Genomic DNA, 26,531 nt, shown 5'->3' with positions numbered 1-26,531 from the left:
CGAACAACGGCCGGCCTGGCGAAGGCGCTCGCCCTCGCTCTGGCGGCGATTCTGCTGCTGAGCGCCTGCGGCGTCACCCGCGGCGACGACGCCCGTGGCCTACACCGCCTCCGCATGATGGTGCCCAACAGCCCCGGCGGCGGCTACGACCTCACCGCCCGCACCGCGGTGAAGATCATGGAGGACGACGACATCACCGGCCGCATCGAGGTGTTCAACGTGATCGGTGCCGGCGGCACGGTCGCCATGGCCCGGCTGATGAACGAGCGGGGCAACAACGACCTGATGATGACCATGGGGCTCGGTGTCGTCGGCGCCACCTACACCAACGGGTCCGACATCAAAGCCTCCGACGCCACTGCGCTGGCCAAGCTGATCGAGGATCCCGGGGCGATCTTCGTCCCCGCCGATTCCCCCTTCAAGACGGTCCAGGACTTCGTGGCCGCCTGGAAGGCCGATCCCGCCAGCGTGACGATCGGCGGCGGATCGTCCCCGGGCGGACCGGATCATCTGTTCCCCATGGAGATGGCCGAAACCGTCGGCGTCGACCCGCGTCAGGTCAACTTCGTCACCTATGACGGCGGCGGCGATCTGCTGACCGCCCTGCTCGGCAAGAAGATCACTGCGGGCACCTCGAGCCCGGGTGAGTTGATCGACCAGATCGACTCCGGCCAGTTGCGCGTGCTCGCCGTGTCGAGCGACCAGCGCGTCCCAGGTGTCGACGCCCCGACGCTCAAGGAATCCGGGATCGACCTGACGTTCGCCAACTGGCGCGGGGTGTTGGCCCCGCCCGGCATCTCCGACGACGCCAAACAAGCCATGGTCAAGGCGCTGGAAGAGCTGCACGCCACCCAGGGCTGGAAGGACGCGCTCGCGAAGAACGGGTGGACCGACGCATTCGTCACCGGCGCCGCCTTCGAGCAGTTCCTCACCGACCAGGACAACCGGGTCGCGTCGACCCTGACCGAATTGGGGCTCGTATGACCGCCACGCCCGAGACCGCCGCCGACCGCAAGCGGGTGGACAAAGCGCAGTATCTCGTCTGCGCCGTGCTGGTCGCCGTCGGCGCCTTCCTGATCGTCGATGCACTCCGCCTCACCGCGGGATTCGCGAAGGTGGACCCGGTCGGTCCGCGGATCTTCCCGCTGGTGATCGGCGTGGTGCTGATCCTGCTGGCAGTAGTGCTTGCCGTGGCCATCCCCCGGGGTTCGGTGGGGGAGGCCGACGCCGGCGAGGATGTCGACCCGGACGCGCCGAGCGACTGGCGGACCGTGGGCCTGCTCGTCGGATTGTTCGTCGCGGTGATCCTGCTGGTCGAACCGCTCGGCTGGGTGATCGTCGGAACCCTGCTGTTCGCCGGTGCCGCGACGATCCTCGGCAACCGCCACTACATCCGCAACATCGCCATCGCGCTGGTGCTTTCGCTGGCCAGCTTCTACGCCTTCTACTCAGGGCTCGGAATTCCGCTGCCCGCAGGAATTCTGGACGGGATCCTCTGACATGAACAACTTCGACTGGCTCCTGCAGGGCTTCGCCGAGGCCGCCACCCCGATGAACCTGCTGTACGCCGTCATCGGCGTGCTGCTCGGTACCGCCGTCGGCGTACTGCCGGGCATCGGTCCGGCGATGACGGTGGCGCTGCTGCTCCCGGTGACCTACAACGTCAGCCCCAGCGCCGCCTTCATCATGTTCGCCGGCATCTTCTACGGCGGTATGTACGGCGGGTCCACCACCTCGATCCTGTTGAACACCCCGGGTGAATCGTCCTCGGTGATCACCGCGATCGAGGGCAACAAGATGGCCAAGGCCGGGCGCGCGGCCCAGGCGCTGGCCACCGCCGCGATCGGCAGCTTCGTCGCCGGTGCGATCGGCACCGCACTGCTCGCGGCGTTCGCCCCGCCGATCTCCCGGTTCGCTGTCACCCTCGGTGCCCCGTCCTATCTGGCGATCATGGTGTTCGCCCTGGTGGCCGTCACCGCGGTGCTGGGCGCCTCCAAGCTGCGCGGCGCCATCTCGCTGTTCCTGGGCCTGGCCATCGGCGTCGTCGGCATCGACTTCCTGACCGGACAGCCGCGCGCGACGTTCGGCATCCCGCAGCTGTCCGACGGCATCGACATCGTCGTGGTCGCGGTCGCGATCTTCGCCCTGGGGGAGGCGCTGTGGGTGGCTGCGCACCTGCGCCGGCGGCCCGCCGAGGTGATCCCGGTCGGCCGGCCGTGGATGAGCCGCAGCGACTTCGCCCGGTCCTGGAAGCCGTGGCTGCGCGGTACCGCCTACGGATTCCCGTTCGGCGCGTTACCCGCCGGCGGCGCTGAACTGCCGACGTTCCTGAGCTACATCACCGAGAAGAAGCTGGCCAAACGCACTGGCCACGATGCGGAGTTCGGCCGGGGCGCCATCGAGGGTGTGGCTGGTCCGGAAGCGGCGAACAACGCCTCGGCGGCGGGCACCCTGGTGCCGATGCTGTCGCTGGGTCTGCCCACCAACGCGACGGCTGCGGTGATCCTGACCGCGTTCGTCTCCTACGGCATTCAGCCCGGGCCCACCCTGTTCGAGAAGGAGCCGCTGCTGATCTGGACGCTGATCGCCAGTCTGTTCATCGGCAATCTCCTGCTCCTGCTGCTCAACCTGCCGCTGGCGCCGCTGTGGGCGAAGCTGCTGCGCACCCCGCGGCCCTACCTCTACGCCGGCATCCTGTTCTTCGCCACTCTGGGTGCGCTGGCGGTCAACGTCCAGCCGCTCGATCTGGCTCTGCTCCTGGTCTTCGGGCTCCTGGGGTTGATGATGCGCCGCTTCGGGCTGCCGGTGCTGCCGTTGATCATCGGCGTGATCCTCGGGCCCCGCATCGAACGACAGTTGCGTCAGAGTCTGCAGCTCGGCGGCGGGGACTGGACGAGCTTGTTCACCGAACCGGTGGCGATCATCACCTACGTCCTCATGGCGGTGCTGTTGTTGGCCCCGCTGGTGCTGCGGCTGCTGCACCGTGAAGAGGAGACGCTGCTCGTCGTCGAAGACGACGTCGATCAACAGGAGAAGGCGGCACGCTCATGACGACCGACAAGCGCTTGCGCGAGGAGAAGAAATGATCGTGGTCGGATACACCGCGGACCGGTACGGCGCGGCGGCCGTCGAACACGCCATCGCCGAGGCCAAACGGCGCGACACCGCTCTGCTGGTGGTAAATTCGACGGCCGGAGACTCCTATGTCGACGCCGCCTTCGCCCAGCCGAAGAACATGACGAATCTCGAGGCGCAGCTTGCCGACTGCGGTGTCGCCTACGAGGTTCAGCAGCCGGTCGGGGTGTACGCCGCCGACGCGCTGCTCACCGCGATGGAACGGGCGGACGCCGAATTGCTGGTGATCGGTCTGCGGCATCGAAACCCGGTCGGAAAGCTGCTGTTGGGCAGTGTTTCTCAGCAGATCCTGCTGGAATGCCCGAAGCCGGTGCTCGCGGTCAAACCCGCCGACTGACGCTCACCACTGGGCATCGATCTTCTCGCCGATCTGAGCGGCGATACGCTCGGCGGTGTCGGCGGGGTTCGCCGTGCAGGTGTTGACGTCGACGATGAGGTTGTTGCGCAACGCGAGTGCTCGCCCACAGCCCCAGCCGGGGGCCTTGGCATCCTGCATGGTGGCCGTCGTGCTCAGCATGCCGTCGGCGTTGTGGATCTCGCCGACCGTCCACTTCGAACCGCTCTGCGTATGGCTGTAGGCGTGGCAGGCCGGCCATTGCTGGACCGACATCTCGAAGAACTCCGCTGCCTTCTCGATGTAGGGGAACCGCACCACCGACTGTTTGACGTAATGGGTGAAGTCATTGCCGTTGTTCATGCTCTCGTCGAGCTCGGCGGTGAAGCCGCTGTTCGCGTAGACCACCGCCTCGGCCGCGCCGTCGATGGCGAGGCATTCGGCGGGCTCCATGATCGCGCTGCTGTCACTCATCGTGGTCTGGGTCGAGGTGACGGTCATCGGCGTCGACCCCATCGCCGCCGCGACCTCCTCCGGGCTGAGCAGCAGGACCGGCAGCTCCCGCTCCATCAGCGGTCGCGGGGTCATCGTCGGGGCGGGGGTGCTCGAAGTGGCGTTACTGGTCGTGGCGCACCCGGCGACCAGCACGCAGATGCCGGCGATGACAGCGTAATGACGCATGCGTGCATGGTGCACCGCCGCGCACCGCCGGCACCCCCGCTGACCGGCGTGTCCAGGTCACGATCGACGGCTGATCCGATAACGCGATCGTGATCCTGTCGGCGGTGGCCGCATGCGCAGGCCTCACCGCGGGCCGGTGTCCGCGGTGAGGAGAGGTTTTCGCCGCGATAACCTCGTCGGAAGGCGATCGGAACAGGCTCGATCGACCATGGCCACATGGCGGTGACCCGGACTGCATGCTCATACTGCGGCGTCGGCTGCGGCATCGAGGTACAGACCGACGGCCCGCTGATCGCCCGGGTGTCCGGGGACAAGCTGCACCCCACCAACTCCGGACGGCTGTGCACCAAGGGCGCCACCCACGCCGAGATGATGCGCGCTGACGACGGCCGGTTGACGTCGGCACTGTTGCGGCCGGGCCGCGGCGACGAGCCGGTGCCGGTACCGGTCGACGATGCCGTCGCCGAAGCGGGCCGACGGCTGCGCGCGATCGTCGACGAGCACGGGCCCGATGCGGTGGCGCTGTACGTGTCCGGCCAGATGTCGCTCGAATCTCAATATCTGGCAACCAAACTCGCCAAGGGATTCCTGCGCACCAAGTATCTGGAGTCCAATTCGCGGCTGTGTATGGCCAGTGCGGGCACCGGGTACAAGCAATCGCTGGGCTCGGACGGCCCGCCCGGGTCCTACACCGACTTCGATGTGACCGATCTGTTCTTCGTCATCGGGTCGAATATGGCCGACTGCCACCCGATCCTGTTCCTGCGGATGGCCGACCGGCTCAAGGCCGGCGCCAAGCTCATCGTCGTCGATCCGCGGCGCACCGCCACCGCGGACCGGGCCGACCTGCATCTGCAGATCAAACCCGGCACCGATCTCGCACTGCTCAACGGAATCCTGCATCTGCTGGTGCAGCGCGGCGACATCGACGAACAGTTCATCGCCGACCACACCGAGGGCTGGGAGCGAATGCCCACGTTCCTGGCGGACTACCCGCCGGCGCGGGTGTCGCAGATCACCGGTCTCGCGGAGACCGACATCCGGCTGGCCGCGGCGATGATCGCCGACGCCGAGGACTGGATGACGTGCTGGGCGGTCGGGATGAACCAGAGCACCCACGGCACCTGGAACACCAACGCCATCTGCAACCTGCATCTGGCCACCGGAGCGATCTGCCGGCCCGGCAGCGGGCCGATGTCACTGACCGGTCAGCCCAACGCCATGGGTGGGCGGGAGATGGGCTATCTGGGACCGGGTCTGCCGGGACAGCGGGCGGTCACCTCGGCCGCGGACCGGGCGTTCGTCGAACAGCGGTGGGGGCTGGCTCCCGGCACGATCCGCGACGAGTTCGGGCCCGGGGCGGTGGACATGTTCGAACGGCTCGCGGCAGGGGAGATCAAAGCCTGCTGGATCATCTGCAGCAACCCGGTGGCCACCATGCCGAACCGACGCACCACGATCGCCGGGCTGGCGGCCGCCGAGCTGGTCATCACCCAGGACACCTACCGCGACACCGCGACCAATCGCTACGCCGACATCGTGCTGCCCGCCGCGCTGTGGGCCGAATCGGACATGGTGATGGTCAACTCCGAGCGCACCCTCACCTTGCTGCGACAATCCGTCCCGCCGGCCGGACAGGCCAGGCCCGACTGGCAGTTGATCTGTGCCGTCGCCACGCACCTCGGCTTCGGCGAGCAGTTCGCCTACCACAACAGCGCCGAGATCTTCGACGAGATCCGGGGATTCGCCAATCCGCGGACAGGCTGGGACCTGCGCGGCGCCTCGTATGACCGGCTGCGCGAAACGCCGCTGCAGTGGCCGGTGCCGCCCGATGACGAGCAGGACCGCCATCCGATCCGCTATCTCAACGACGGCATCAGCCAGCACCTGTTCGTCGACGAGGACGGCCATCGCCCCCGGCTGGCGTTCGCCACCCCGTCACGGCGGGCGGTGTTCCTGCCCCGACCGCATCGAGACGCCGACGAGCTGCCCGACGCCGACTACCCGATCGTGCTGAACACCGGGCGGCTGCAACACCAGTGGCACACCATGACCAAGACCGGCAGAGTGGACAAGCTCAACCGGCTCAACGGCCGGCCGTTCGTCGAGGTGCATCCCGCCGACGCCGTCGCACTGGAGATCGCCGAGGACGATCAGGTGGAGCTGACATCCCGGCGCGGCCGCGCCGTGCTGCCCGCGGTGATCAGCGACCGGGTGCGGCCTGGCAGCTGCTTCGTCCCGTTCCATTGGAACGACGAACACGGCGAGTACCTGACGATCAATGCGCTGACCAACGACGCCGTGGACCCCGAGTCGCTGCAGCCGGAGTTCAAGGTCTGCGCGGTCAACCTGCGGCCAGTGCGCGCGGTGCGCGTGGTCGAGCCGTCGACATCGCGTCAGACATCGCATCAGGCATCGGGGCACGGTCCGCTGGTGCTGTGGGCGTCGCAGACCGGCAACGCCGAGGACATCGCCGGCCGAGTGGCCGAAAACATCGGCGCCGCAACGGTTGTAGCAATGGATGAGGTAACCCCGGGCGATCTCGCCGGCGCCCGCGAGGTGCTGGTGGTGACCAGCACCTTCGGCGACGGCGGACCGCCCGACAACGGCGCCGATTTCTGGCGGCGCCTCGGAGCGCCGGACGCGCCCGTGCTCGACGGGATGCGCTACGCGGTTCTGGGCATCGGTGACCGCTCCTACGCCGACTTCTGCGGGTATGCCCGGGTTGTCGACGACCGTTTCGCCGGCCTCGGCGCCACCCGCCTGCGGGAGCGCGCCGAATGCGAGGCGCACGATGCCGAGCCGATGGCCCGGTGGACCGCCGAGGTCGCGGTACTGCTCGGGGCCGCACCCCGCTCACGGCCGGTGCCCGAGAACAGGGAGGCTGACCTCTTCACCCGGGCCAGGCCGGTGCTGGCGCCGCTGGTGCGCAATCACGTACTCAGTGCCCCAGCGTCGGCGAAGGAGGTGCGCCAGTTCGGATTCGACATCTCCGAGTACGGCGTCTCCTATTCGGTGGGGGATTCGCTGGGGGTCGTCGCCCGCAACGATCCGCAGGCGGTGGATGCCTGGCTGGCTGCCACCGGACTGCGCGGTGAGCAGGTGGTGACGGTCGACGGTGAGGAACGGTCGCTGTGCGACGCGCTGATGAGCTGCTACGACATTCAGCGCGTCACGCCCGACCTGGTGCGGTTCGTGGCCGAGCACAGTCGCGACGCCCGCAAGCTGCGCGCGCCCCGGAACAACCCTGACAAGCTCGATGCGTGGCTGAGCCGGCACGACGGAATCGACATCGTGCGGCAGTTCGCGGTGCACGCGGACCTGGAGCAGTGGCAGCAGGTGCTGGTCCGGCTGACGCCCCGCAGCTACTCGATCTCCTCCAGCCCGCTGGTGTCACCGCACGAGGTGCAGCTGACCGCGGCGGTCGTGCGGTACCGCGGAGCCGACGGGGAGCGTCGCGGCGGGGTCTGCTCGACCTATCTGGCCGACCGCGCGGCCGGTACGCCGGTGCCGGTCTTCCTGCAGCGCTCACCGCACTTCCGGCCGCCGCGGGACCCGGCCACGCCGATGATCATGATCGGCCCGGGTACCGGCATCGCGCCGTTCCGCGGATTCCTGCAGCAGCGCCGCGCGCTGGGCCACACCGGACGCAACTGGCTGTTCTTCGGCGACCGGCACCGCGGCGAGCATTTCTACTACCGCGACGACCTCGAGGACATGGTCGCCGACGGCTTCCTCAACCGGCTCGACGTGGCGTTCTCCCGGGACCAGGCTCAGCGGGTGTACGTCCAGCACAAGATGCGTGACCACGGGGCCGACATGTGGCGGTGGCTGGACGAGGGCGCGCATCTCTACGTCTGCGGTGACGCGAGCCGGATGGCCAAAGATGTCGACCTGGCGCTCACCGAGATCATCAAGGCCCACGGACGCATGAGCGACGAGTCGGCCCGCGACTACAAACGCACGCTGGTCGCGGAGAAGAGGTATGTGCGAGACGTCTACTGACATCTGCGGTGAGTGTCCGAGGGGGGACTTGAACCCCCACGCCCGTTAATAGGGCACTAGCACCTCAAGCTAGCGCGTCTGCCATTCCGCCACTCGGACTCGAGCCCACGTCGCCGCGGGCAGCTAAGGCTATCGGATCACACACTCCTAACCAAAACGCAGGCACCTGGTACGAATGGGACTTGTGACCGCACCGCTGGATCCCGTCGCCGAGGTCATCGATCTCGTCAGCGCCCTCATCCGGTTCGACACGTCGAACACCGGAGACCCCGCGACCACCAAGGGGGAAGGCGAGTGCGCCCGCTGGGTGCAGTCTCAGCTCGAAGAGGTCGGCTACGAATGCGAGTATCTCGAGGCGGGCGCGCCGAACCGGGGCAACGTCTTCGCGCGGCTGCCCGGAGCCGACCGCACCCGCGGGACGTTGATGGTCCACGGACATCTCGACGTGGTGCCTGCCGAGCCCGCCGACTGGAGTGTGCACCCGTTCTCCGGGGCGGTGCACGACGGCTACGTCTGGGGGCGCGGCGCGGTCGATATGAAGGACATGTGCGGCATGATGATCGCCGTCGCACGCCACTTCAAGCGGGCCGGCATCGTCCCGCCCCGTGACCTGCTGTTCGCGTTCGTGTCCGACGAGGAGCACGGCGGCACCTACGGCGCGCACTGGCTGGTCGACAACCGCCCCGATCTGTTCGACGGTGTCACCGAGGCGATTGGCGAGGTCGGCGGCTTTTCGTTGACCGTGCCCCGCCGCGACGGCGGTGAACGCCGCCTGTATCTGATCGAGACCGCCGAGAAGGGGTTGTCGTGGATGCGGCTGACCGCGCGCGGCCGGGCCGGGCACGGCTCGATGGTGCACGACGACAATGCGGTCACCGCGGTCGCCGAGGCCGTCGCGAAGCTGGGCCGTCACGAATTCCCGCTGGTCCTGACCGACCCCGTGCAGCAATTCCTCACCGCCGTCGCCGAGGAGACCGGGTATTCCTTCGACGTCGACTCCCCGGATCTGGACGGCACCATCGCCAAACTCGGTGGTATCGCCCGCATCATCGGCGCGACGCTGCGCGACACCGCCAACCCGACCATGCTCAAGGCCGGCTACAAGGCGAATGTGATTCCGCAGACCGCCGAGGCGATGATCGACTGCCGCGTGCTGCCGGGCCGCAAGGCGGCCTTCGAACGCGAGATCGACGCGCTCATCGGACCCGACGTGGTCCGGTCCTGGGAACGTGACCTGCCGTCCTACGAGACGACGTTCGACGGTGACCTGGTGGATCAGATGAACGCCTCGCTGCTCACGATCGACCCCGACGCGCGCACGGTGCCGTACATGCTCTCCGGCGGGACCGACGCGAAATCATTCCAGCGCTTGGGGATTCGGTGTTTCGGCTTCATTCCACTGCGGCTGCCGCCCGACCTGGATTTCTCCGCGTTGTTCCACGGCATCGACGAACGGGTACCCGTGGACGCACTCGAGTTCGGCGTGCAGGTTCTGCAACACTTCCTGGAGAACTGCTGACCGACATCCATTGACGCGAAAGGACACCATGGCCGCCGCACCGTTCCGGTACGACCCGTACGAATTCCTGCCCGAGCTGCCGTCGTTCACCGTGACCTCCGAGTCGTTCACCGACGGCCAGCCGTGGAGCAACGAGCAGGTCAGCGGACTGATGGGCGCGGGTGGCGAGGACGTGTCACCGCAGTTGTCGTGGTCCGGGTTCCCGGAGGAGACGCGCAGCTTCGCCGTCACCGTCTACGACCCCGACGCGCCGACCGGCTCGGGCTTCTGGCACTGGGCCGTGTTCAACCTGCCCGCCACGGTGACCGATCTACCCGCCGGTGTCGGTGACGGCAGCGCCAAGGGCTTTCCCGGCGACGCGGTCACGCTGGCCAACGACGCGGGCCAGAAGCGCTTCATCGGCGCGGCCCCGCCGCCCGGACACGGACCGCATCGCTACATCGTCGCCGTGCACGCGGTCGATGTGGAGAAGCTGGAGATCCCCGAGGACGCCACCCCCGCGTATCTCGGGTTCAACCTGTTCAGCCACGCCATCGCGCGGGCCCTGATCACCGGCACCTACGGGATCGAGGGCTAACGCACCTCGGAGCCGACTGCGTCGGACAACGAGGCGAACCCGCCGTCGTGCAGGCGGCGGGCCAGGCCGTCGTGGATGTCTTTGGCCCACAGCCCGCCGCCGTAGACGAATCCGGTGTACCCCTGCAGCAGTGACGCCCCCGCGGTGATGCGCTGCCAGGCATCCTCGGCGGTCTCGATCCCGCCGACGCTGATCAGCACCAGCCGGTCGCCGACGCGCCGATAGAGCCGGCGCAGCACCTCCAGTGACCGGTCGGCCACCGGCGCACCCGAGATGCCGCCGGGGCCCAGATCGTCGACGCCCGGGGTGCGCAGGCCATCGCGCGAGATCGTGGTGTTGGTCGCCACGATGCCGGCCAGCCCCGATTCGACTGCCAGATCGGCGATCTCGTCGATATCGGAATCCGAGAGGTCCGGTGCGATCTTCACCAGCACCGGTGCGGTGGTCTGCGCCCGCACCGCGGTCAGGATCGGCCGCAGGGATTCGACGGCCTGCAGATCGCGCAGCCCCGGCGTGTTGGGCGAGCTGACGTTCACCACGACGAACGCGGCGAGCGGGCCGAGCCGGCGGGCGCTCTCGGCGTAGTCGGCGACCGCATCCTCGGGTGCGGTGGTTTTCGTCTTGCCGATGTTCACTCCGACCACGCCGTCGCCTCGATGGCGGGTCAGCCGCTCGGCCAGCCGCGCGGAACCCTCGTTGTTGAACCCCATCCGGTTGAGCAGCGCGCGGTCTTCGGGCAGCCGGAACAGCCGCGGCTGCGGGTTGCCCGGCTGCGGGCGGGCGGTCACGGTGCCCACCTCGGCGTAGCCGAAGCCCAGCGCGGGCCAGGTATTCAACCCCTTGCCGTTCTTGTCGAACCCGGCGGCCAACCCGAGCGGACCGGGAAAGCGCACCCCGAACACCGTGGTGGCCAGGATCGGGTCGCGGGGCGCGAGCCACCGGGTCACGGCGCGGCGGGCAGCCGGCACCGCCGTGACGGCACGCAACAGGGCGAACACCCAGGTGTGGATGCGCTCGGGGGACACCAGGAACAGCACCCGCCGCAGCGCCGAATAGCCGGTCACTGGCCCGGTTGCTCCGCGGTTCTCGCCGATTTCCGGCGTCGCAACAGGACCCGCCGGCTGCCGTCGGTGTAGGCGCGCACCCGGGTCAGCTCCCACCCGCGGTACTCCGCCTCGATGGACAGCCGGATCGACGCGCTGATGCGGGTGACGTCCGGGGGCAGGCGCAGCGGCACGTACTCGTAGTCGTCGGATTCCTCGGCGACCTGCCGGTCCCAGGCGGCCGGCATCCGCCCGCGCATCGCGGTCATGTCGGTTTCCCCGCGCTCGGGATGACCTGAACCCCCGCACCCGAGCCCGACACCACGTAGAGCGTGTCGGAGGCCTCGTCGTAGGCCAGGCAGTTGGGTTGTCGCACGGTGTTGTGACGCACTTTCTCGACGGGGATCCCGGTGGCCAGATCGTAGCCAATGACGGTATTCGTCGCCGTCTGCGACACCCACGCCCAATGCCGGGATCCGGCCAGCCCGTAAGGCGCGCCGGGCACCGGATAGCGCTGTCGCATGATCAACGGGTCGGTGCCGAACACCAGGAGTTCATCGCCGCGGGTGTCAGCGACCAGCACCCGGCCCGCCGCGTCGGCGGCGATCGTGGTGGCGCCTTCACCGGCCCGCAGGGCCTGGGCGGCCTTGGTGCCGGCGGCGTCCACCGCGGTCACCGAGGTCTGGCCGCGGTCGAGCACGACCGTGGTGTCGCCCTGGGCCACCAACGCATCCACCCGCGCGAAGATCGATAAGGACGCGCCGACGGTGGTGGGGGAGTCGAGAGTCAGCACCGCACCGTCGGCGGTGCCGAGCACCAGGCGGCCGTCGGCACGCCGGGCGATCGCGGTGAAGTCGGTGTCGGACTGCCCGTCGACGTCCACCCGTCGTACCGCCCCGGCGGGCAGGTCGACCTCGAAGTAGCCGCCCCGGGTGGACAGATACAGCCGGCCCTGCGGATCGTCGGCCATCGCGGTCGCCTCGGCAGGCGTGAGCACCGTGCGCGGCGGCGCGGCCGGCGGATAGAGGGTGACCGCGGACTGGCCGGCCGGGCCGGGACCCAGCACGGCAAGCGCGCCGGTGGCCTGGGTGACGAGTGCGTTCAGGGCGCCCGTTGCCGCCGGCCAAATGGTTCCGGGCAGGTCTGCGGCGGCCGGTGGTGAGGCCGCGGCCTGGGCCGCGGGCACGGTCGGCGGGGGTGCGTCGACGGGGTTCGACGAGCATCCGGTCAGCGTCATTATTGCCATCGTTGTCAGTCCGGCGAGAAATGGCTGAAAAAGTATGTTTGAGATCCGGGGCAAGGGGTAGCTCTCGGTTCGTGCGTAGGTTTTCGGCAGGTTTCCGACAGGCGAACCACAAGTGTAGGCGGATTTGGATGTACCAATTAGCCGCGTTCGGTAGGGTGCTCGCATGACACTCGTCACCGACCACGATCTGGGGCGCCGCGTGTTCGAGTTCGAAGACATCTCCACCGGTGTACACGCCAGCGGATTCGGTCAGGTCGGCGACGGGCGGACGTTCTCCTTCCACGTCGAGCGTCAACTGCTGGTCATCGAGGTCTACCACCAACGGCTGACGCGTCCGGTGCCCGACGCCGACGACGTGGTCGCCGTCGCGACGCGCCGGCTCACCGATTTCGACGTCACCGACGAACGCAGCCTGGCCGCCGCGGTCCGTGACGCGGTCGCCGACGCCCAACCCGTGGCACGCCCCGGCCGCTGACGCCCGGTACGGTCGTCGTCGTGATCGACGCGCCGGCCATGTCCTGGGCACAGGTCGTCGTGCTGGCGATCGTGCAGGGGCTCACCGAATTCCTCCCGGTGTCCTCGTCGGGACATCTGGCGATCGTGTCGCGGGTGTTCTTCGCCGGTGATGCGGGCGCCTCGTTCACGGCGGTCACCCAACTGGGTACCGAGGTGGCGGTGCTGGTCTATTTCGCCCGCGACATCGTCCGCATCGTGCGGGCCTGGTTCGGCGGTCTGCGCACTCCCGCACGCCGTGACGCCGACTACCGGCTGGGGTGGTACGTCATCATCGGCACCATCCCCATCGGGGTGATCGGTCTGCTGCTCAAGGACGAGATCCGCACCGGGGCGCGCAACCTCTGGGCCATCGCGATCGCCCTGATCGTCTTCTCCGCCGTCATCGCCGCCGCCGAACAGTTCGGTCGTCAGACGCGCGACGTGGAGCAGCTCACCTGGCGCGACAGCGTCATCATCGGTGTCGCGCAGTGCCTGGCCCTGCTGCCCGGGGTCTCCCGGTCCGGGGCGACCATCAGCGCGGGCCTGTTCCTGGGTATGAACCGTGAACTCGCCGCACGGTTCGGCTTCCTGCTGGCCATCCCGGCGGTCTTCGCCTCCGGGCTGTTCTCCCTGCCCGATGCGTTCGCCCCATCCGGAGAGGGGATGAGCGCCACCGGTCCGCAACTGCTGGTCGCGACGATCGTCGCGTTCGTCATCGGCTTCGCCGCGGTCGCCTGGTTCCTTCGGTTCCTGGTCCGGCACAGCATGTACTGGTTCGTCGGGTACCGCGTCGCGCTCGGCGCGGTGGTGCTCATCCTGCTCTCTACCGGGGTGGTGGCGGCCCAGTGACCGTGATCCTGCTGCGCCACGGGCGTTCGACGTCCAACACGGCACACACGCTGGCCGGGCGCAGCCCGGGGGTCGACCTCGACGAGCGTGGCGTGGAACAGGCGCGTGAGCTGGTCGAGCGCATTGCCGATCTGCCGGTGCGGGCGATCGTGCGTTCCCCGCTGCTGCGCTGTGAGCGGACCGTCGAGCCGGTGGCCGCCGCTTTGGGCGTGGCTCCCGTGGTCGACGATCGGCTCGTCGAAGTGGACTACGGCGGCTGGACCGGTCGCAAGCTGTCGGAGCTGGTCAAGGAACCGCTGTGGGCGGTGGTGCAGCAGCAGCCTAGCGCCGCGGTGTTCCCCGACGGCGAAGGCCTGGCGCAGGTACAGGCCCGGGCGGTTGCCGCGGTCCGCGAGCACGACCGCCGGCTCGCCGCTGAACACGGCGGCGACGCGCTGTGGATCGCCTGCACACACGGCGACGTCATCAAGGCGGTGTTGTCCGACGCGCTGGGTGCACACCTCGATACCTTCCAGCGCATCACCGCCGACCCCGCTTCGATGAGCGTCATCCGCTACACCGACGTGCGGCCGTTCGTCCTGCACATCAACCACACGGGCGGCCGGCTGACCGCCGGTCTGGTCGCCAAGCCCGACGTGCCCGCCGGAGACGCGGTCGTCGGCGGGTCCGCCGGCTGACCCACCCGGTATTTTGGAAGGTGCCATGCCCCGCGCAATCCACGTCTTCCGCACGCCCGACCGCTTCGTGGCCGGGACCGTCGGGCAACCCGGTAACCGAACGTTCTATCTGCAGGCCGTGCACGACAAGCGCGTCGTCTCGGTGATCCTGGAGAAACAGCAGGTTGCCGTCCTGGCCGAACGTATCGCCGCCCTGCTGCTCGAGATCAACCGGCGGTTCGGCACCCCCATCCCGCCGGACACCGGCGAAGTGGACGACCTGAGCCCCCTGGTCACCCCCGTCGACGCCGAGTTCCGGGTCGGCACGATGGGCCTGGGCTGGGATTCCGAGGCGCAGACCATCGTCGTGGAGCTGCTCGCGGTCTCCGACACGGAATTCGACGCATCGGTGGTACTCGACGACGCGGAGGAGGGGCCCGATGCCGTGCGGGTCTTCCTCACCCCCGAATCGGCGCGCCAATTCGCGACGCGGTCGAACAAGGTGATTTCGGCCGGGCGCCCCCCGTGCCCGCTGTGTGAGGAGCCTCTCGATCCCGAGGGCCACATCTGCGTGCGCACCAACGGCTATCGGCGTGGCGAGCTGTCCGGATCCGACGATGACCCCGACAGCTGAGGAGTTGGGCGGCGACGGCCTGGACCAGGGGACTGTGATGCGATGCGGCGAGCTGACCGTCGTCGGCCGCATCCGCTCAGCGAGCAACGCCACGTTCCTCTGTGAAGCGCGCCTGGGCGAGGCGCAACTGCATTGTGTGTACAAGCCGGTCGCCGGCGAGGCACCGCTGTGGGATTTCCCGGACGGCACGTTGGCCGGCCGTGAAGTCGGCGCCTACCTGATCTCGGCCGCACTGGGCTGGGATGTGGTGCCGCACACGATCCTTCGCGAGGGCCCCGCCGGACCGGGCATGGTGCAGCGGTGGGTGGAACAACCCGAGGACGGCGATACCGAAAGCGCCACGGGGCCCGATCTGGTGGATCTGCTGCCGGCCGGCCGCATTCCGCCCGGCTACCTGCCGATCCTGCAGGCCTACGACTACGCCGGCGACGAGGTGACCCTCGTGCACGCCGATGACGCGCGGCTGCGGCGCATGGCGGTGTTCGATGTGCTGATCAACAACGCCGATCGCAAGGGCGGCCACATCCTGGCCGGTGTCGACGGCCGGGTGTACGGCGTCGACCACGGAGTGAGCCTGCACACCGACGACAAGCTGCGCACGGTGCTGTGGGGCTGGGCGGGTAAACCCGTCGACGACGAGGCGCTCGAGGCTGTGGCCCGACTCGGCGATACGCTGCGCGGCGAGCTCGGCCGACAGCTCGCGGCCCACATCACTCGCCGGGAGATCGCCGCTTTACGGGCGAGAATCGTTGCGCTGCTGGATCATCCGGTCATGCCCATGCCGGACCGCCACCGGCCCATCCCGTGGCCGGCGTTCTGATGGCCACCGATGCCCAGGTCGCCGCGGACGTGGCCGCGGAGGCGGGCGAGCTCCTGCTCGACCTGCGGGAGTCCTACGACTATCTCTACCCCTACGACCTCGGCGACGAGGGCGACCTGCGAGCCAACGCCCTGATCCTCGACCGGTTGCGGCAGCACCGGCCCCACGACGCCGTGTTGAGCGAGGAAGCTGTCGACGACCTGCGCCGGGTGGATGCCGACCGGGTCTGGATCGTCGACCCGGTCGACGGCACCCGCGAGTACTCCCTGCCGCCGCACCCGGACTGGGCCGTGCACATCGCGCTCTGGCAGCGCGACGGCGGCCCGGGCGGCGGACTCACCGACGCGGCCGTGGCCCTGCCGGCGCGCGGCGAGATATACCGCACCGACACCGTCACCACACCCGCTGCGCGGCGCGACGGTCCGATTCGGGTGACGGCCAGCGCGACCCGCCCGCCCGCGGTGTTGTGGAAGATCCGCGATCGACTCGACATGCAGCTGGTGCGCATCGGTTCGGCCGGGGCCAAGGCGATGGCCGTGGTGCGCGGCGACGTCGACGCCTACATCCATGCCGGGGGGCAGTGGGAGTGGGATTCGGCCGCGCCGGCGGCCGTGGTGCGGGCGGCGGGGCTGCACGCTTCCCGCCTGGACGGCTCACCCCTGGAGTACAACCAGCGCGACCCCTATCTGCCCGATCTGTTGATGTGCCGTCCCGAGCTGACCGATGTGCTGTTGTCGGCCATCCTCTCCTCGCACTGACGGCACACCGCGGGAGGTCGGTCCGATCGAACACCCTAGAGTCGACGTCATGCATTCGTGGCCGGCGCCGAACGTCCCGGCGCTCCCCGGGCGCGGGCCGCAGTTGCGCCTCTTCGACAGCGCGGACCGACAGGTGCGGCCCGTAGCGGCCGGGTCGACCGCCACCATGTACGTCTGCGGCATCACCCCCTACGACGCCACCCATCTGGGACACGCCGCCACCTACGTGGCGTTCGACCTCGTGCACCGGTTGTGGCTCGATGGCGGCCACGACGTTCACTACGTGCAGAACGTCACCGACGTCGACGACCCGCTCTTCGAGCGCGCGCACCGCGACGGCATCGACTGGCGCACCCTCGGCGACCGGGAGACCGACCTGTTCCGCGCGGACATGGCCGCGCTGCGGGTGCTGCCGCCACGCGACTACGTGGCCGCCACCGACGCGATCGCCGAGGTCGTCGAGCTGGTGGAGAAGATGCTGGCCTCCGGGGCCGCCTACATCGTCGACGACAGCGAACACCCGGACGTCTACTTCCGGGCCGACGCGACCACACAATTCGGCTACGAGTCCGGTTATGACCGCGAAACCATGCTGGCGCTGTTCGGCGAACGCGGCGGTGATCCCGACCGTCCCGGCAAGGCCGACCCGCTCGACGCGCTGCTGTGGCGGGCACAGCGACCCGGTGAGCCGAGTTGGCCGTCGCCGTTCGGGCCCGGCCGGCCCGGCTGGCACGTCGAATGCGCGGCGATCGCACTGAGCCGCATCGGCACCGGACTCGACATCCAGGGCGGCGGCAGCGATCTGACGTTCCCCCACCACGAGTTCTCCGCGGCCCACGCCGAATCGGTCACCGGGGAGCGCCGCTTCGCCCGGCACTACGTGCACGCCGGGATGATCGGCTGGGACGGCCACAAGATGAGCAAGAGCCGCGGCAACCTCGTCCTGGTGTCCCGGCTGCGGGCCGACGGTGTCGACCCGGCCGCGGTCCGGCTGGGCCTGCTGGCCGGACACTATCGCGACGACCGGTCGTGGAGCGATCAGCTGCTCGCCGACGCGCAGGCCCGGCTGGACCGCTGGCGGCGCGCCACCGCGCTCGATGCGGGGCCGGACGCCGCCGATGTCGTCGCGCGGCTGCGCACCTACCTGGCCGATGATCTGGACACCCCCAGGGCGCTGGTCGCGCTGGACGCCTGGGCGACCGAGGCGCTCGACTTCGGCGGCGCCGACCGCGCCGCGCCGCGCACCGTGGCCACCGCGATCGACGCTCTGCTGGGAGTGCAGCTCGCGGTGGAGTAACTTTCCCCGCATGGGATCGGTTCGCGGGAAAGTGGTGTTCATCACCGGCGGGGCGCGCGGCGTGGGCGAGGAACTGGCCCGCCGGCTGCACGCCAGGGGCGCCAAACTGGTGCTCACCGACGTCGACGAGACGCCGCTCAAGGAACTCGAGACCTCGCTGGGCGCCGACCGGGTGCTCACCAGCGTCGCCGACGTGTGCGACCTCGCCGATATGCAGGCCGTCGCCGACGAGGCCGTCCAGCGTTTCGGCGGCATCGACATCGTGATCGCCAACGCCGGCATCGCCAGCTACGGCTCGGTGCTGGTGGTCGACCCCGACGCGTTCCGCCGGGTGCTCGACGTGAACGTGGTCGGCGTCTTCAACACCGTGCGGGCGACGCTGCCGTCGCTGATCGGTCGCAAGGGCTACGTGCTGGTGGTGTCGTCGCTGGCGGCGTTCGCCGCCGCACCGGGGATGGCGCCCTACGACGCGTCGAAGGCGGGTGTCGAACACTTCGCCAATGCGCTGCGCCTGGAGGTCGCCCACCACGGCGTCACGGTCGGGGTGGCGCACATGTCCTGGATCGACACCCCGCTGGTGCGCGACACCAAGGCCGACCTCCCCAGCTTCCGCCGGATGCTCGACACACTGCCCGGCCCGCTCAGCAAGACCACCTCGGTCCAGGAATGCGGGGAGGTGTTCGTCAAGGGCATCGAACGACGGCGCGAACGGATCTACTGTCCCGGCTGGGTGGGTCTCATCCGCTGGTTCAAGCCGGTGCTGACCACCCGCCTGGGACAGGCTTCGGTGTTGCGCAACGCGCCGGCCATCCTGCCCCAGATGGACGCCGAGGTGACCGCGCTCAAGCGGTCACTGGGCGCCCGCACCGCCGGGCACCGCAAGAAGTTGCCCTAGCCCTTGAAGCCGGGGCCGCGGCGGCGCAGATAGCGCTCGAACTCCGCGGCCAGCGCGTCGCCGTCGATCTTGCCCAGCGCATCGGACATGTCGACCTCGGCGTCACCGCGTTGTTCCAGCGAGGCGACATACTCGGCGATCTCGTCGTCCTCGGCGGTCATCTCGCTGACCGCCTCCTCCCACTCCTCGGCCTGAGCGGGCAGATCCGCCAGCGGCACCTCGATGTCGAGGACGTCTTCCACCCGGCGCAGCAACGCCACCGTGGCCTTGGGGTTGGGCGGCTGCGACACGTAGTGCGGAACCGCGGCCCAGAACGTCACGGCCGGGATCCCGGCCTGTACACAGGCGTCCTGGAAGACGCCCGCGATCCCGGTCGGCCCTTCGTAGCGGGTCTCCTCCAGACCGAAGAACTTCGCCGACTCGGGGGAGTAGGCGGCCCCGGACACCGGTACCGGCCGGGTGTGCGGTGTGTCGGCCAGCAGGGCACCCAGGATCACCACGGTCTGGACGTCGAGCTTCTCGGCGATGGTGAGTAGCTCGGCGCAGAACGTGCGCCAGCGCATGTTCGGCTCGACCCCGTGCATCAGCACAATGTCGCGCTCGGCACCGGGCGGGCGGCAGTGCGAGATCCGCATCGAGGGCCACACCAATTCGCGGGTCACCCCGTCGATCTGCCGGATCTGGGGGCGATTGACCTGGTAGTCGTAGTAGCTCTCGTCGTCGATCTCGACGATCGGCTCGGCCTCCCAGATGGCGTCGAGATGTTCCAGCGCGTCGCTGGCCGCGTCACCGGCGTCGTTCCATCCTTCGAATGCGGCGACGATGATGGCGTCGCGCAGTCCGGGCAGGTCAGGTCCCTTCGGTCCCGGTGTATCCGATGGGGTCACCCGGCAAGCCTAAAGCCTGCGGGGGACGGGGGAGCCCCATCGGTCCATGCGGACGCCCAGGGTGTCGACGAAATAGGCTTGGCGGCAATCTCGTTAACCTTGTCCGCGAGGACGTTCAGGAAAGACGTCCAGAAAGACCTGGCCGGCAGGCGTCCAGACGTCGATCGGGTGACGACGTAGACTTTCGGGGGTCGAGAGGCGTTGCAACGGTCCCGGTTCTGCGGTGACCGCCACGCTCGGCAGAGTCAAGGACGCCTTCCGCTACGGAAGGAGTGCACGTGACCGCTGTCACCACGAACACTTTCACGCCGAACGTCCGCCCGGACTGCACCGAGGAACTGACCGCGGCGCTCCGTCAGCGAATCATGATCATCGACGGTGCGATGGGTACGGCGATCCAGCGGGACCGCCCGGACGAGGCCGGATACCGCGGTGACCGGTTCACCGAGTGGCCGACCGCGCTGCAGGGCAACAACGACCTGCTCAACCTGACGCAGCCGCAGATCATCGAGGCGATCCACCGCGAATATCTCGAGGCCGGCGCCGACATCCTCGAGACCAACACCTTCAACGCGAACGCGATCTCGCTGTCCGATTACGACATGGCCGATCTGGCCTACGAATTGAACTTCGCCGGCGCCGCCCTCGCGCGCGCGGCCGCCGACGAGTTCAGCACCCCGGACAAGCCCCGCTTCGTCGCGGGGGCGATCGGGCCGACGACGCGGACCGCGTCGATCTCGCCGGACGTCAACGATCCGGGCGCCCGCAACGTCTCCTATGACCAGTTGGTGGCCGCCTATCTGGAAGCCGCCAACGGTCTGGTCGACGGCGGCTCTGACCTGCTGATCATCGAGACGATCTTCGATTCGCTGAACGCCAAGGCGGCGGTGTTCGCCGTCGAGACCCTGTACGAACAGCGCGGCCGGCGGTGGCCGCTGATCATCTCGGGCACCATCACCGACGCCTCCGGGCGGACGTTGTCCGGGCAGGTCACCGAGGCGTTCTGGAACGCGATCCGGCACGCGAAGCCGCTCGCGGTGGGCCTCAACTGCGCGCTGGGTGCCCCGGAGATGCGCCCCTACATCGCCGAGGTGTCGCGGATCGCCGACACGTTCGTCTCCTGCTATCCGAACGCCGGGCTGCCCAACGCCTTCGGCGAGTACGACGAGACGCCCGAGGCCCAGGCCGGCTACATCGCCGACTTCGCCGACGCCGGCCTGGTCAACCTGGTCGGTGGCTGCTGCGGCACGGCGCCGCCGCACATCGCCGAGATCGCCAAGGTCGTCGAGGGCAAGCCGCCCCGCGAGCTGCCCGAGATCGCGGTGGCGACCCGACTGTCAGGTCTGGAACCGCTCAACATCACCGACGACTCGCTGTTCGTCAATATCGGTGAACGCACCAACATCACCGGATCGGCGCGGTTCCGCAATCTGATCAAAGCCGAGGACTACGACAGCGCGCTGTCGGTGGCTCTGCAGCAGGTCGAGGTCGGTGCGCAGGTCATCGACATCAACATGGACGAAGGCATGATCGACGGCGTCGCCGCGATGGACCGGTTCACCAAGCTGATCGCGGCCGAACCGGACATCAGCAAGGTGCCGGTGATGATCGATTCCTCGAAGTGGGAGGTCATCGAGGCGGGCCTGAAGAACGTCCAGGGCAAGCCGATCGTGAACTCGATCTCCCTGAAGGAGGGGGAGGAGAAGTTCATCCGGGAGGCGCGGCTGTGCCGCAAATACGGTGCCGCCGTGGTCGTGATGGCCTTCGACGAGCAGGGCCAGGCCGACAACCTCGAGCGCCGCAAGCAGATCTGCGGACGCGCCTACCGGATCCTCACCGAGGAGGTCGGCTTCCCCGCCGAGGACATCATCTTCGACCCGAACTGTTTCGCGCTGGCCACCGGCATCGAGGAGCACGCCACCTACGGCATCGACTTCATCGAGGCCTGCGCCTGGATCAAGGAGAACCTGCCCGGGGTGCACATCTCCGGCGGCATCTCCAACGTGTCCTTCTCGTTCCGCGGCAACAACCCGGTCCGCGAGGCGATCCACGCGGTCTTCCTGTTCCACGCCATCAAGGCCGGTCTGGACATGGGCATCGTCAACGCCGGTGCGCTGGTGCCCTACGACTCGATCGACCCCGAACTGCGGGACCGCATCGAGGACGTGGTCCTGAACCGTCGCGAGGACGCCGCCGAACGGCTGCTGGAGATCGCCGAGCGGTTCAACAAGTCCGAGAAATCCGAGGATCCCGCCGCGGCCGAGTGGCGGTCGCTGCCGGTCCGCGAGCGCATCACGCATGCGCTGGTGAAGGGCATCGACGCCAATGTCGACGCCGACACCGAGGAGCTGCGCGCCGAGATCGAGGCCGCCGGCGGGCGGCCGATCGAGGTGATCGAGGGTCCGCTGATGGACGGGATGAACGTCGTCGGCGATCTCTTCGGCTCGGGCAAGATGTTCCTGCCGCAGGTGGTGAAATCCGCCCGGGTGATGAAGAAGGCGGTGGCCTATCTGCTGCCGTTCATCGAGGCCGAGAAGGAGGCCTCGGCAACCAAGAGCAAGGACACCAACGGCACGATCATCATGGCGACGGTCAAGGGCGACGTCCATGACATCGGCAAGAACATCGTCGGGGTCGTTCTGCAGTGCAACAACTACGAGGTGATCGACCTCGGCGTGATGGTTCCGGCGCAGAAGATCCTGGACGCGGCCAAGGAGCACGACGCCGACATCATCGGGCTGTCCGGCCTGATCACCCCCTCGTTGGACGAGATGGTCAACTTCGCCGCCGAGATGGAGCGCGAGGGGTTGGAGATCCCGCTGCTGATCGGTGGTGCCACCACGTCGCGCGCGCACACGGCGGTGAAGGTGGCGCCGCGCCGCAGCGGCCCGGTGGTGTGGGTCAAGGATGCGTCGCGTTCGGTGCCCGTCGCGGCCGCGCTGCTCGACGACAAACAGCGCCCGGGCCTGCTGGAGGCCACCGAGAAGGACTACGCGTCGCTGCGGGAACGGCACGCCCAGAAGAACGAGCGTCCGATGCTGACCCTGGAGAAGGCCCGCGCGAACCGGACGCCGATCGACTGGGACGGCTACACGCCGCCGGCGCCCACCATCGGGGCGCAGGTGCGGGAATTCCCGGCCTACGACCTGTCGGAGTTGCGGGAGTACATCGACTGGCAGCCGTTCTTCAACGCCTGGGAGATGAAGGGCCGCTTCCCCGACATCCTCAACAACCCGGCGTCGGGTGAGGCCGCCCGCAAGCTCTACGAGGACGCCCAGGAGATGCTCGACACCGCGATCGAGGAGAAGTGGCTGACCGCCAACGGGGTGATTGGGTTCTTCCCGGCGAACGCGGTCGGTGACGACATCGAGGTCTACACCGATGAGACGCGCGCCGAGGTACTGACCACCCTGCGCAATCTGCGCCAGCAGGGGGAGCACCGCGACGGCATCCCGAATCGGTCGCTGGGCGATTTCATCGCACCCAGGCAGACCGGTCTGGCCGATTACGTCGGGGCCTTCGCCGTCACCGCCGGGCTCGGTAGCCAGGAGAAGATCGTCGAGTTCAAGGCGGCCAACGACGACTACAGCGCGATCCTGCTGGAGTCGATCGCCGACCGGCTGGCCGAGGCGTTCGCCGAACGGATGCACGAACGGGTCCGGAAGGAGTTCTGGGGCTACCAGCCCGACGAGCAGTTGGACAACGACGAGCTGATCGGCGAGAAGTACGTCGGGATCCGGCCCGCGCCCGGCTATCCGGCCTGCCCTGAGCACACCGAGAAGACGACCCTGTTCGCCATGCTCGATGTCACGGAGCGCACCGGGATCGAATTGACCGAGTCGATGGCGATGTGGCCCGGCGCGGCGGTCAGCGGCTGGTATTTCTCCCATCCCCAGTCGCAGTACTTCGTGGTCGGTCGGCTGGCCCAGGACCAGGTCGCCGATTACGCGCGACGCAAGGGCTGGACGCTGCAGGAGGCCGAGCGCTGGTTGGCGCCGAACCTGGGGTACAACCCGGAGGACTGAGGTACCAACGCAGTTGTGCCGCGGGGCGATTGGCCGTCGGCCGGTTGGCGTTTCGCGATCACCGGGCGACCCGTGACAGAATGGCCGTGTGCAAGCGGTGCTCTGGGACATGGACGGCACCCTCGTCGACTCCGAAAAGCTGTGGGACATCTCTCTTGCCGAGCTCTACCGGAAACTCGGCGGGGAGATCAGCGACGAGACGCGAGCGGCGTTGGTGGGCAGTTCTGCGGCGAACACCATCCGCACCGTCTACGCCGACCTGGGGCTGGAACCCGACCCTGCCGCGATGGCGGCGGCCGATCGGTGGTTGCACGACTACACCGGGGAATTGTTCTCGACCAGAGGGCTGCCCTGGTGCGACGGAGCCCGCGAACTCCTGGAAGATGTTGCGGCCGCGGGCGTTCCGATGGCGCTGGTCACCAACACCCAACGCGAGCTCACCGAGCAGGCGCTCGACAGCATCGGTCGGCACTTCTTCACCGCGACGGTGTGCGGCGACGAGGTCGCCCACGGTAAGCCGGCACCCGACCCCTACCGGCGCGCGGCGCAGATCCTCGGAATCGAGCCCGGCCACTGCCTGGCGGTGGAAGATTCGGCCACCGGATCGCAGGCGGCCGAATCCGCGGGCGCACCCGTGCTGGTGGTACCGAATGACGTACCCGTGCCGTCGAGCCCGCGCCGGCGCCAAGTCGGCTCGCTGCGCGGTTTCGGGGTGCGGGAATTGCGGGCCATCCATCGCGAACTCGTCGATGGTCGAGACGAATTGACGGCCTGACCGGTCTCCGGTTTCGCCTGACACAGTTGAGGGAACCCGCCTACGCGCACTCGGGGAAGTGCTTGAATGTGATTCCGATCACGCATCGCTGCGCGGGAAGGACGTTCCATGGCTGGTCAGGGTGGTGCCCCGGTAGGTGACGACCTACCCGTCAGCGACGAGGACTTCTCGTCGGGCAAGACGGCTGTTCGTATTGCTTCGGTGGCCGCCCTGGGCGGGTTGCTCTTCGGCTACGACAGCGCGGTGATCAACGGCGCGGTCGACTCCATCCAGGAAGACTTCGGTATCGGCAACGCCGAACTCGGATTCGCCGTCGCCTCGGCGCTGCTGGGGGCGGCGGCCGGCGCGATGACCGCGGGCCGCATCGCCGACAAGATCGGCCGTATCGCGGTGATGAAGATCGCGGCCGTGCTGTTCCTCATCAGCGCCTTCGGTACCGGTTTCGCCCACGAGGTCTGGGCGGTGGTGCTGTTCCGCATCGTCGGCGGCATCGGTGTCGGTGTGGCGTCGGTGATCGCTCCCGCCTACATCGCCGAAACGTCACCCCCGGGTATCCGCGGGCGCCTGGGCTCGCTGCAGCAGCTGGCGATCGTGTCGGGCATCTTCTTGTCCTTTGCGGTGAACTATCTGCTGCAGTGGCTGGCCGACGGCCCCAACCAGCCCCTGTGGTTCGGTTTGGACGCCTGGCGCTGGATGTTCCTGGCGATGGCCGTGCCGGCCGTGCTCTACGGCGCACTCGCCTTCACCATCCCCGAGTCGCCGCGTTATCTGGTTGCCAGCCACAAGATCCCGGAGGCACGCCGCGTCCTGAGCCGGCTGCTGGGGCGCAAGAACCTGGAAATCACCATCACGCGTATCCAGGAGACGCTCGAACGCGAGGACAAGCCGTCCTGGCGGGATCTGCGCAAACCGACGGGCGGCATCTACGGCATCGTCTGGGTGGGCCTCGGCCTGTCGATCTTCCAGCAGTTCGTCGGCATCAACGTGATCTTCTACTACAGCAACGTGCTGTGGCAGGCGGTCGGCTTCAGCGCTGACGAATCGGCGATCTACACGGTCATCACCTCGGTCATCAACGTGCTCACCACGCTGATCGCGATCGCCCTGATCGACAAGATCGGCCGCAAGCCGCTGCTGCTGATCGGGTCGACGGGGATGGCCGTCACGTTGATCACCATGGCCGTCATCTTCGCCAACGCCACGGTGAACCCCGACGGCACGCCGAGCCTGCCCGGAGCGTCCGGCTTGATCGCGCTCATCGCGGCCAACCTCTTCGTCGTCGCCTTCGGCATGTCGTGGGGTCCGGTCGTCTGGGTGCTCCTCGGCGAGATGTTCCCCAACCGCATCCGGGCCGCGGCTCTGGGTCTGGCCGCCGCCGGTCAGTGGGCGGCGAACTGGCTGATCACCGTGACCTTCCCCGGCCTGCGTGAGCATCTGGGGTTGGCGTACGGGTTCTACGGGCTGTGCGCGGTGCTGTCCGGGTTGTTCGTGTGGCGGTGGGTGATGGAAACCAAGGGCGTGTCCCTGGAGGACATGCACGGCGAGCTCCTCAAGTCCGACACCGCACCGTCGGGCGGCGCCAAGGAGGCCTGAGGTCGGGAGCGACCGCCCGGGCGTGGGAGAATGGCCGCCCGTGAAGACCTTCGACGCGCTCTTCGACGAGCTGACCGAGCGGGCGCGCACCCGGCCGGCGGGCAGTGGCACCGTGGCGGCCCTCGACGGTGGGGTGCACGGGCTGGGTAAGAAGATTCTCGAGGAGGCGGGCGAGGTGTGGCTCGCCGCCGAACACGAGAGCGACGACGCGCTGGCCGAAGAGGTGAGCCAGCTCCTGTACTGGACGCAGGTGCTGATGATCGCGCGCGGCCTGACCCTCGACGACGTCTACCGGAAGCTGTGAGCG

The 26,531-nt window shown here is 68.5% G+C and carries 24 protein-coding genes and 1 tRNA gene; 19 read left to right on the top strand and 6 right to left on the bottom strand.

Going from position 1 to position 26,531, the window contains the following annotated elements; genetic code table 11:
* Nucleotides 1-15: 15 nt before the first annotated feature.
* Genes ACN27E_RS05910 through ACN27E_RS05895 form a run of 4 tightly spaced genes read left to right on the top strand, consistent with a single transcriptional unit; the run spans nt 16 to nt 3,472 of the window.
* Nucleotides 16-984: a Bug family tripartite tricarboxylate transporter substrate binding protein gene (locus ACN27E_RS05910; protein ID WP_422749652.1), complete on the top strand. Its 969-nt coding sequence runs from the start codon at nt 16-18 to the stop codon at nt 982-984.
* Nucleotides 981-1,499: a tripartite tricarboxylate transporter TctB family protein gene (locus ACN27E_RS05905; protein ID WP_422747359.1), complete on the top strand. Its 519-nt coding sequence runs from the start codon at nt 981-983 to the stop codon at nt 1,497-1,499. Before ACN27E_RS05910 ends, ACN27E_RS05905 begins: the two co-directional genes overlap by 4 nt.
* Before the next feature lies 1 nt (nt 1,500).
* On the top strand, nt 1,501-3,051 hold the full coding sequence (locus tag ACN27E_RS05900; protein ID WP_422747357.1) for a tripartite tricarboxylate transporter permease: 1,551 nt from the start codon (nt 1,501-1,503) through the stop codon (nt 3,049-3,051).
* Nucleotides 3,052-3,082: 31 nt separating this feature from the next.
* Complete coding sequence (locus ACN27E_RS05895) at nt 3,083-3,472, top strand: universal stress protein (RefSeq protein WP_422747355.1); 390 nt, start codon at nt 3,083-3,085, stop codon at nt 3,470-3,472.
* Nucleotides 3,473-3,475: 3 nt separating this feature from the next.
* Here ACN27E_RS05895 and ACN27E_RS05890 read toward each other — a convergent pair whose 3' ends face one another.
* Complete coding sequence (locus ACN27E_RS05890; protein ID WP_422747354.1) at nt 3,476-4,150, bottom strand: sensor domain-containing protein; 675 nt, start codon at nt 4,148-4,150, stop codon at nt 3,476-3,478.
* A 216-nt stretch (nt 4,151-4,366) separates the two neighbouring features.
* On the opposite strand from ACN27E_RS05890, the gene ACN27E_RS05885 reads away from it, so the two are divergent.
* A complete protein-coding gene (locus ACN27E_RS05885) occupies nt 4,367-8,155 on the top strand; it encodes a molybdopterin-dependent oxidoreductase (RefSeq protein WP_422747352.1) in 3,789 nt (1,262 codons plus the stop codon).
* Nucleotides 8,156-8,168: 13 nt separating this feature from the next.
* Here the strand turns inward: ACN27E_RS05885 and ACN27E_RS05880 are convergent.
* A tRNA-Leu gene (locus tag ACN27E_RS05880) sits at nt 8,169-8,254 on the bottom strand.
* A gap of 76 nt (nt 8,255-8,330) precedes the next feature.
* Between ACN27E_RS05880 and ACN27E_RS05875 the strand changes: the two genes are divergently transcribed.
* Complete coding sequence (locus ACN27E_RS05875) at nt 8,331-9,674, top strand: M20/M25/M40 family metallo-hydrolase (protein WP_422747351.1); 1,344 nt, start codon at nt 8,331-8,333, stop codon at nt 9,672-9,674.
* Between the two features lie 28 nt (nt 9,675-9,702).
* On the top strand, nt 9,703-10,251 hold the full coding sequence (locus ACN27E_RS05870; protein WP_422749651.1) for a YbhB/YbcL family Raf kinase inhibitor-like protein: 549 nt from the start codon (nt 9,703-9,705) through the stop codon (nt 10,249-10,251).
* Here the strand turns inward: ACN27E_RS05870 and ACN27E_RS05865 are convergent.
* Genes ACN27E_RS05865 through ACN27E_RS05855 form a run of 3 tightly spaced genes read right to left on the bottom strand, consistent with a single transcriptional unit; the run spans nt 10,248 to nt 12,540 of the window.
* A complete protein-coding gene (locus tag ACN27E_RS05865; RefSeq protein WP_422747349.1) occupies nt 10,248-11,315 on the bottom strand; it encodes a quinone-dependent dihydroorotate dehydrogenase in 1,068 nt (355 codons plus the stop codon). The two genes, ACN27E_RS05870 and ACN27E_RS05865, sit on opposite strands and share 4 nt — an antisense overlap.
* Nucleotides 11,312-11,563 (bottom strand): DUF5703 family protein, encoded by a 252-nt coding sequence (locus ACN27E_RS05860; RefSeq protein ID WP_422747348.1) that lies wholly within the window; start codon nt 11,561-11,563, stop codon nt 11,312-11,314. The genes ACN27E_RS05865 and ACN27E_RS05860 overlap by 4 nt, the downstream gene beginning before the upstream one ends.
* Nucleotides 11,560-12,540, bottom strand: a complete 981-nt coding sequence (locus tag ACN27E_RS05855) for a YncE family protein (RefSeq protein WP_422747346.1) — start codon at nt 12,538-12,540, stop codon at nt 11,560-11,562. Before ACN27E_RS05855 ends, ACN27E_RS05860 begins: the two co-directional genes overlap by 4 nt.
* A 163-nt stretch (nt 12,541-12,703) precedes the next feature.
* On the opposite strand from ACN27E_RS05855, the gene ACN27E_RS05850 reads away from it, so the two are divergent.
* Genes ACN27E_RS05850 through ACN27E_RS05815 form a run of 8 tightly spaced genes read left to right on the top strand, consistent with a single transcriptional unit; the run spans nt 12,704 to nt 18,944 of the window.
* Nucleotides 12,704-13,015 carry a hypothetical protein gene (locus tag ACN27E_RS05850; protein WP_422747344.1) on the top strand — a complete coding sequence of 104 codons (312 nt, stop codon included), beginning with the start codon at nt 12,704-12,706 and terminating at the stop codon, nt 13,013-13,015.
* Between the two features lie 38 nt (nt 13,016-13,053).
* Entirely contained in the window at nt 13,054-13,884 is an 831-nt protein-coding gene (locus tag ACN27E_RS05845; protein ID WP_422749649.1) for an undecaprenyl-diphosphate phosphatase, read from the top strand.
* Nucleotides 13,881-14,561, top strand: a complete 681-nt coding sequence (locus ACN27E_RS05840; RefSeq protein ID WP_422747342.1) for a histidine phosphatase family protein — start codon at nt 13,881-13,883, stop codon at nt 14,559-14,561. Before ACN27E_RS05845 ends, ACN27E_RS05840 begins: the two co-directional genes overlap by 4 nt.
* Before the next feature lie 25 nt (nt 14,562-14,586).
* Entirely contained in the window at nt 14,587-15,174 is a 588-nt protein-coding gene (locus tag ACN27E_RS05835; RefSeq protein WP_422747341.1) for a DUF3090 domain-containing protein, read from the top strand.
* Nucleotides 15,158-15,994, top strand: a complete 837-nt coding sequence (locus ACN27E_RS05830) for an SCO1664 family protein (RefSeq protein ID WP_422747339.1) — start codon at nt 15,158-15,160, stop codon at nt 15,992-15,994. The genes ACN27E_RS05835 and ACN27E_RS05830 overlap by 17 nt, the downstream gene beginning before the upstream one ends.
* Complete coding sequence (locus ACN27E_RS05825; RefSeq protein WP_422749647.1) at nt 15,994-16,752, top strand: 3'(2'),5'-bisphosphate nucleotidase CysQ; 759 nt, start codon at nt 15,994-15,996, stop codon at nt 16,750-16,752. Before ACN27E_RS05830 ends, ACN27E_RS05825 begins: the two co-directional genes overlap by 1 nt.
* A gap of 49 nt (nt 16,753-16,801) precedes the next feature.
* A complete protein-coding gene (mshC, locus tag ACN27E_RS05820) occupies nt 16,802-18,049 on the top strand; it encodes a cysteine--1-D-myo-inosityl 2-amino-2-deoxy-alpha-D-glucopyranoside ligase (RefSeq protein WP_422747337.1) in 1,248 nt (415 codons plus the stop codon).
* Nucleotides 18,050-18,059: 10 nt separating this feature from the next.
* Entirely contained in the window at nt 18,060-18,944 is an 885-nt protein-coding gene (locus ACN27E_RS05815) for an SDR family oxidoreductase (RefSeq protein ID WP_422747334.1), read from the top strand.
* Here ACN27E_RS05815 and ACN27E_RS05810 read toward each other — a convergent pair.
* A complete protein-coding gene (locus tag ACN27E_RS05810) occupies nt 18,941-19,792 on the bottom strand; it encodes a PAC2 family protein (protein ID WP_422749646.1) in 852 nt (283 codons plus the stop codon). The genes ACN27E_RS05815 and ACN27E_RS05810 overlap by 4 nt on opposite strands.
* Nucleotides 19,793-20,103: 311 nt before the next feature.
* On the opposite strand from ACN27E_RS05810, the gene metH reads away from it, so the two are divergent.
* The 4 genes from metH to ACN27E_RS05790 all read left to right on the top strand — a co-directional run bounded on the left by metH (nt 20,104) and on the right by ACN27E_RS05790 (nt 26,528).
* Entirely contained in the window at nt 20,104-23,856 is a 3,753-nt protein-coding gene (gene metH, locus ACN27E_RS05805) for a methionine synthase (RefSeq protein ID WP_422747332.1), read from the top strand.
* Nucleotides 23,857-23,944: 88 nt separating this feature from the next.
* Entirely contained in the window at nt 23,945-24,631 is a 687-nt protein-coding gene (locus ACN27E_RS05800; RefSeq protein WP_422747329.1) for an HAD family hydrolase, read from the top strand.
* A 108-nt stretch (nt 24,632-24,739) separates the two neighbouring features.
* A complete protein-coding gene (locus tag ACN27E_RS05795; protein WP_422747327.1) occupies nt 24,740-26,224 on the top strand; it encodes a sugar porter family MFS transporter in 1,485 nt (494 codons plus the stop codon).
* Between the two features lie 22 nt (nt 26,225-26,246).
* Entirely contained in the window at nt 26,247-26,528 is a 282-nt protein-coding gene (locus tag ACN27E_RS05790) for a phosphoribosyl-ATP diphosphatase (RefSeq protein ID WP_422747325.1), read from the top strand.
* The last annotated feature ends 3 nt before the right edge of the window (nt 26,529-26,531 follow it).

Origin of the sequence: Mycobacterium sp. WMMD1722 (assembly GCF_049315205.1) — a bacterium.
Lineage (GTDB): Bacteria > Actinomycetota > Actinomycetes > Mycobacteriales > Mycobacteriaceae > Mycobacterium.
The sequence above is the reverse complement of the archived record's forward strand: the minus strand, read 5'-3'. Positions and strand labels throughout refer to the sequence as shown.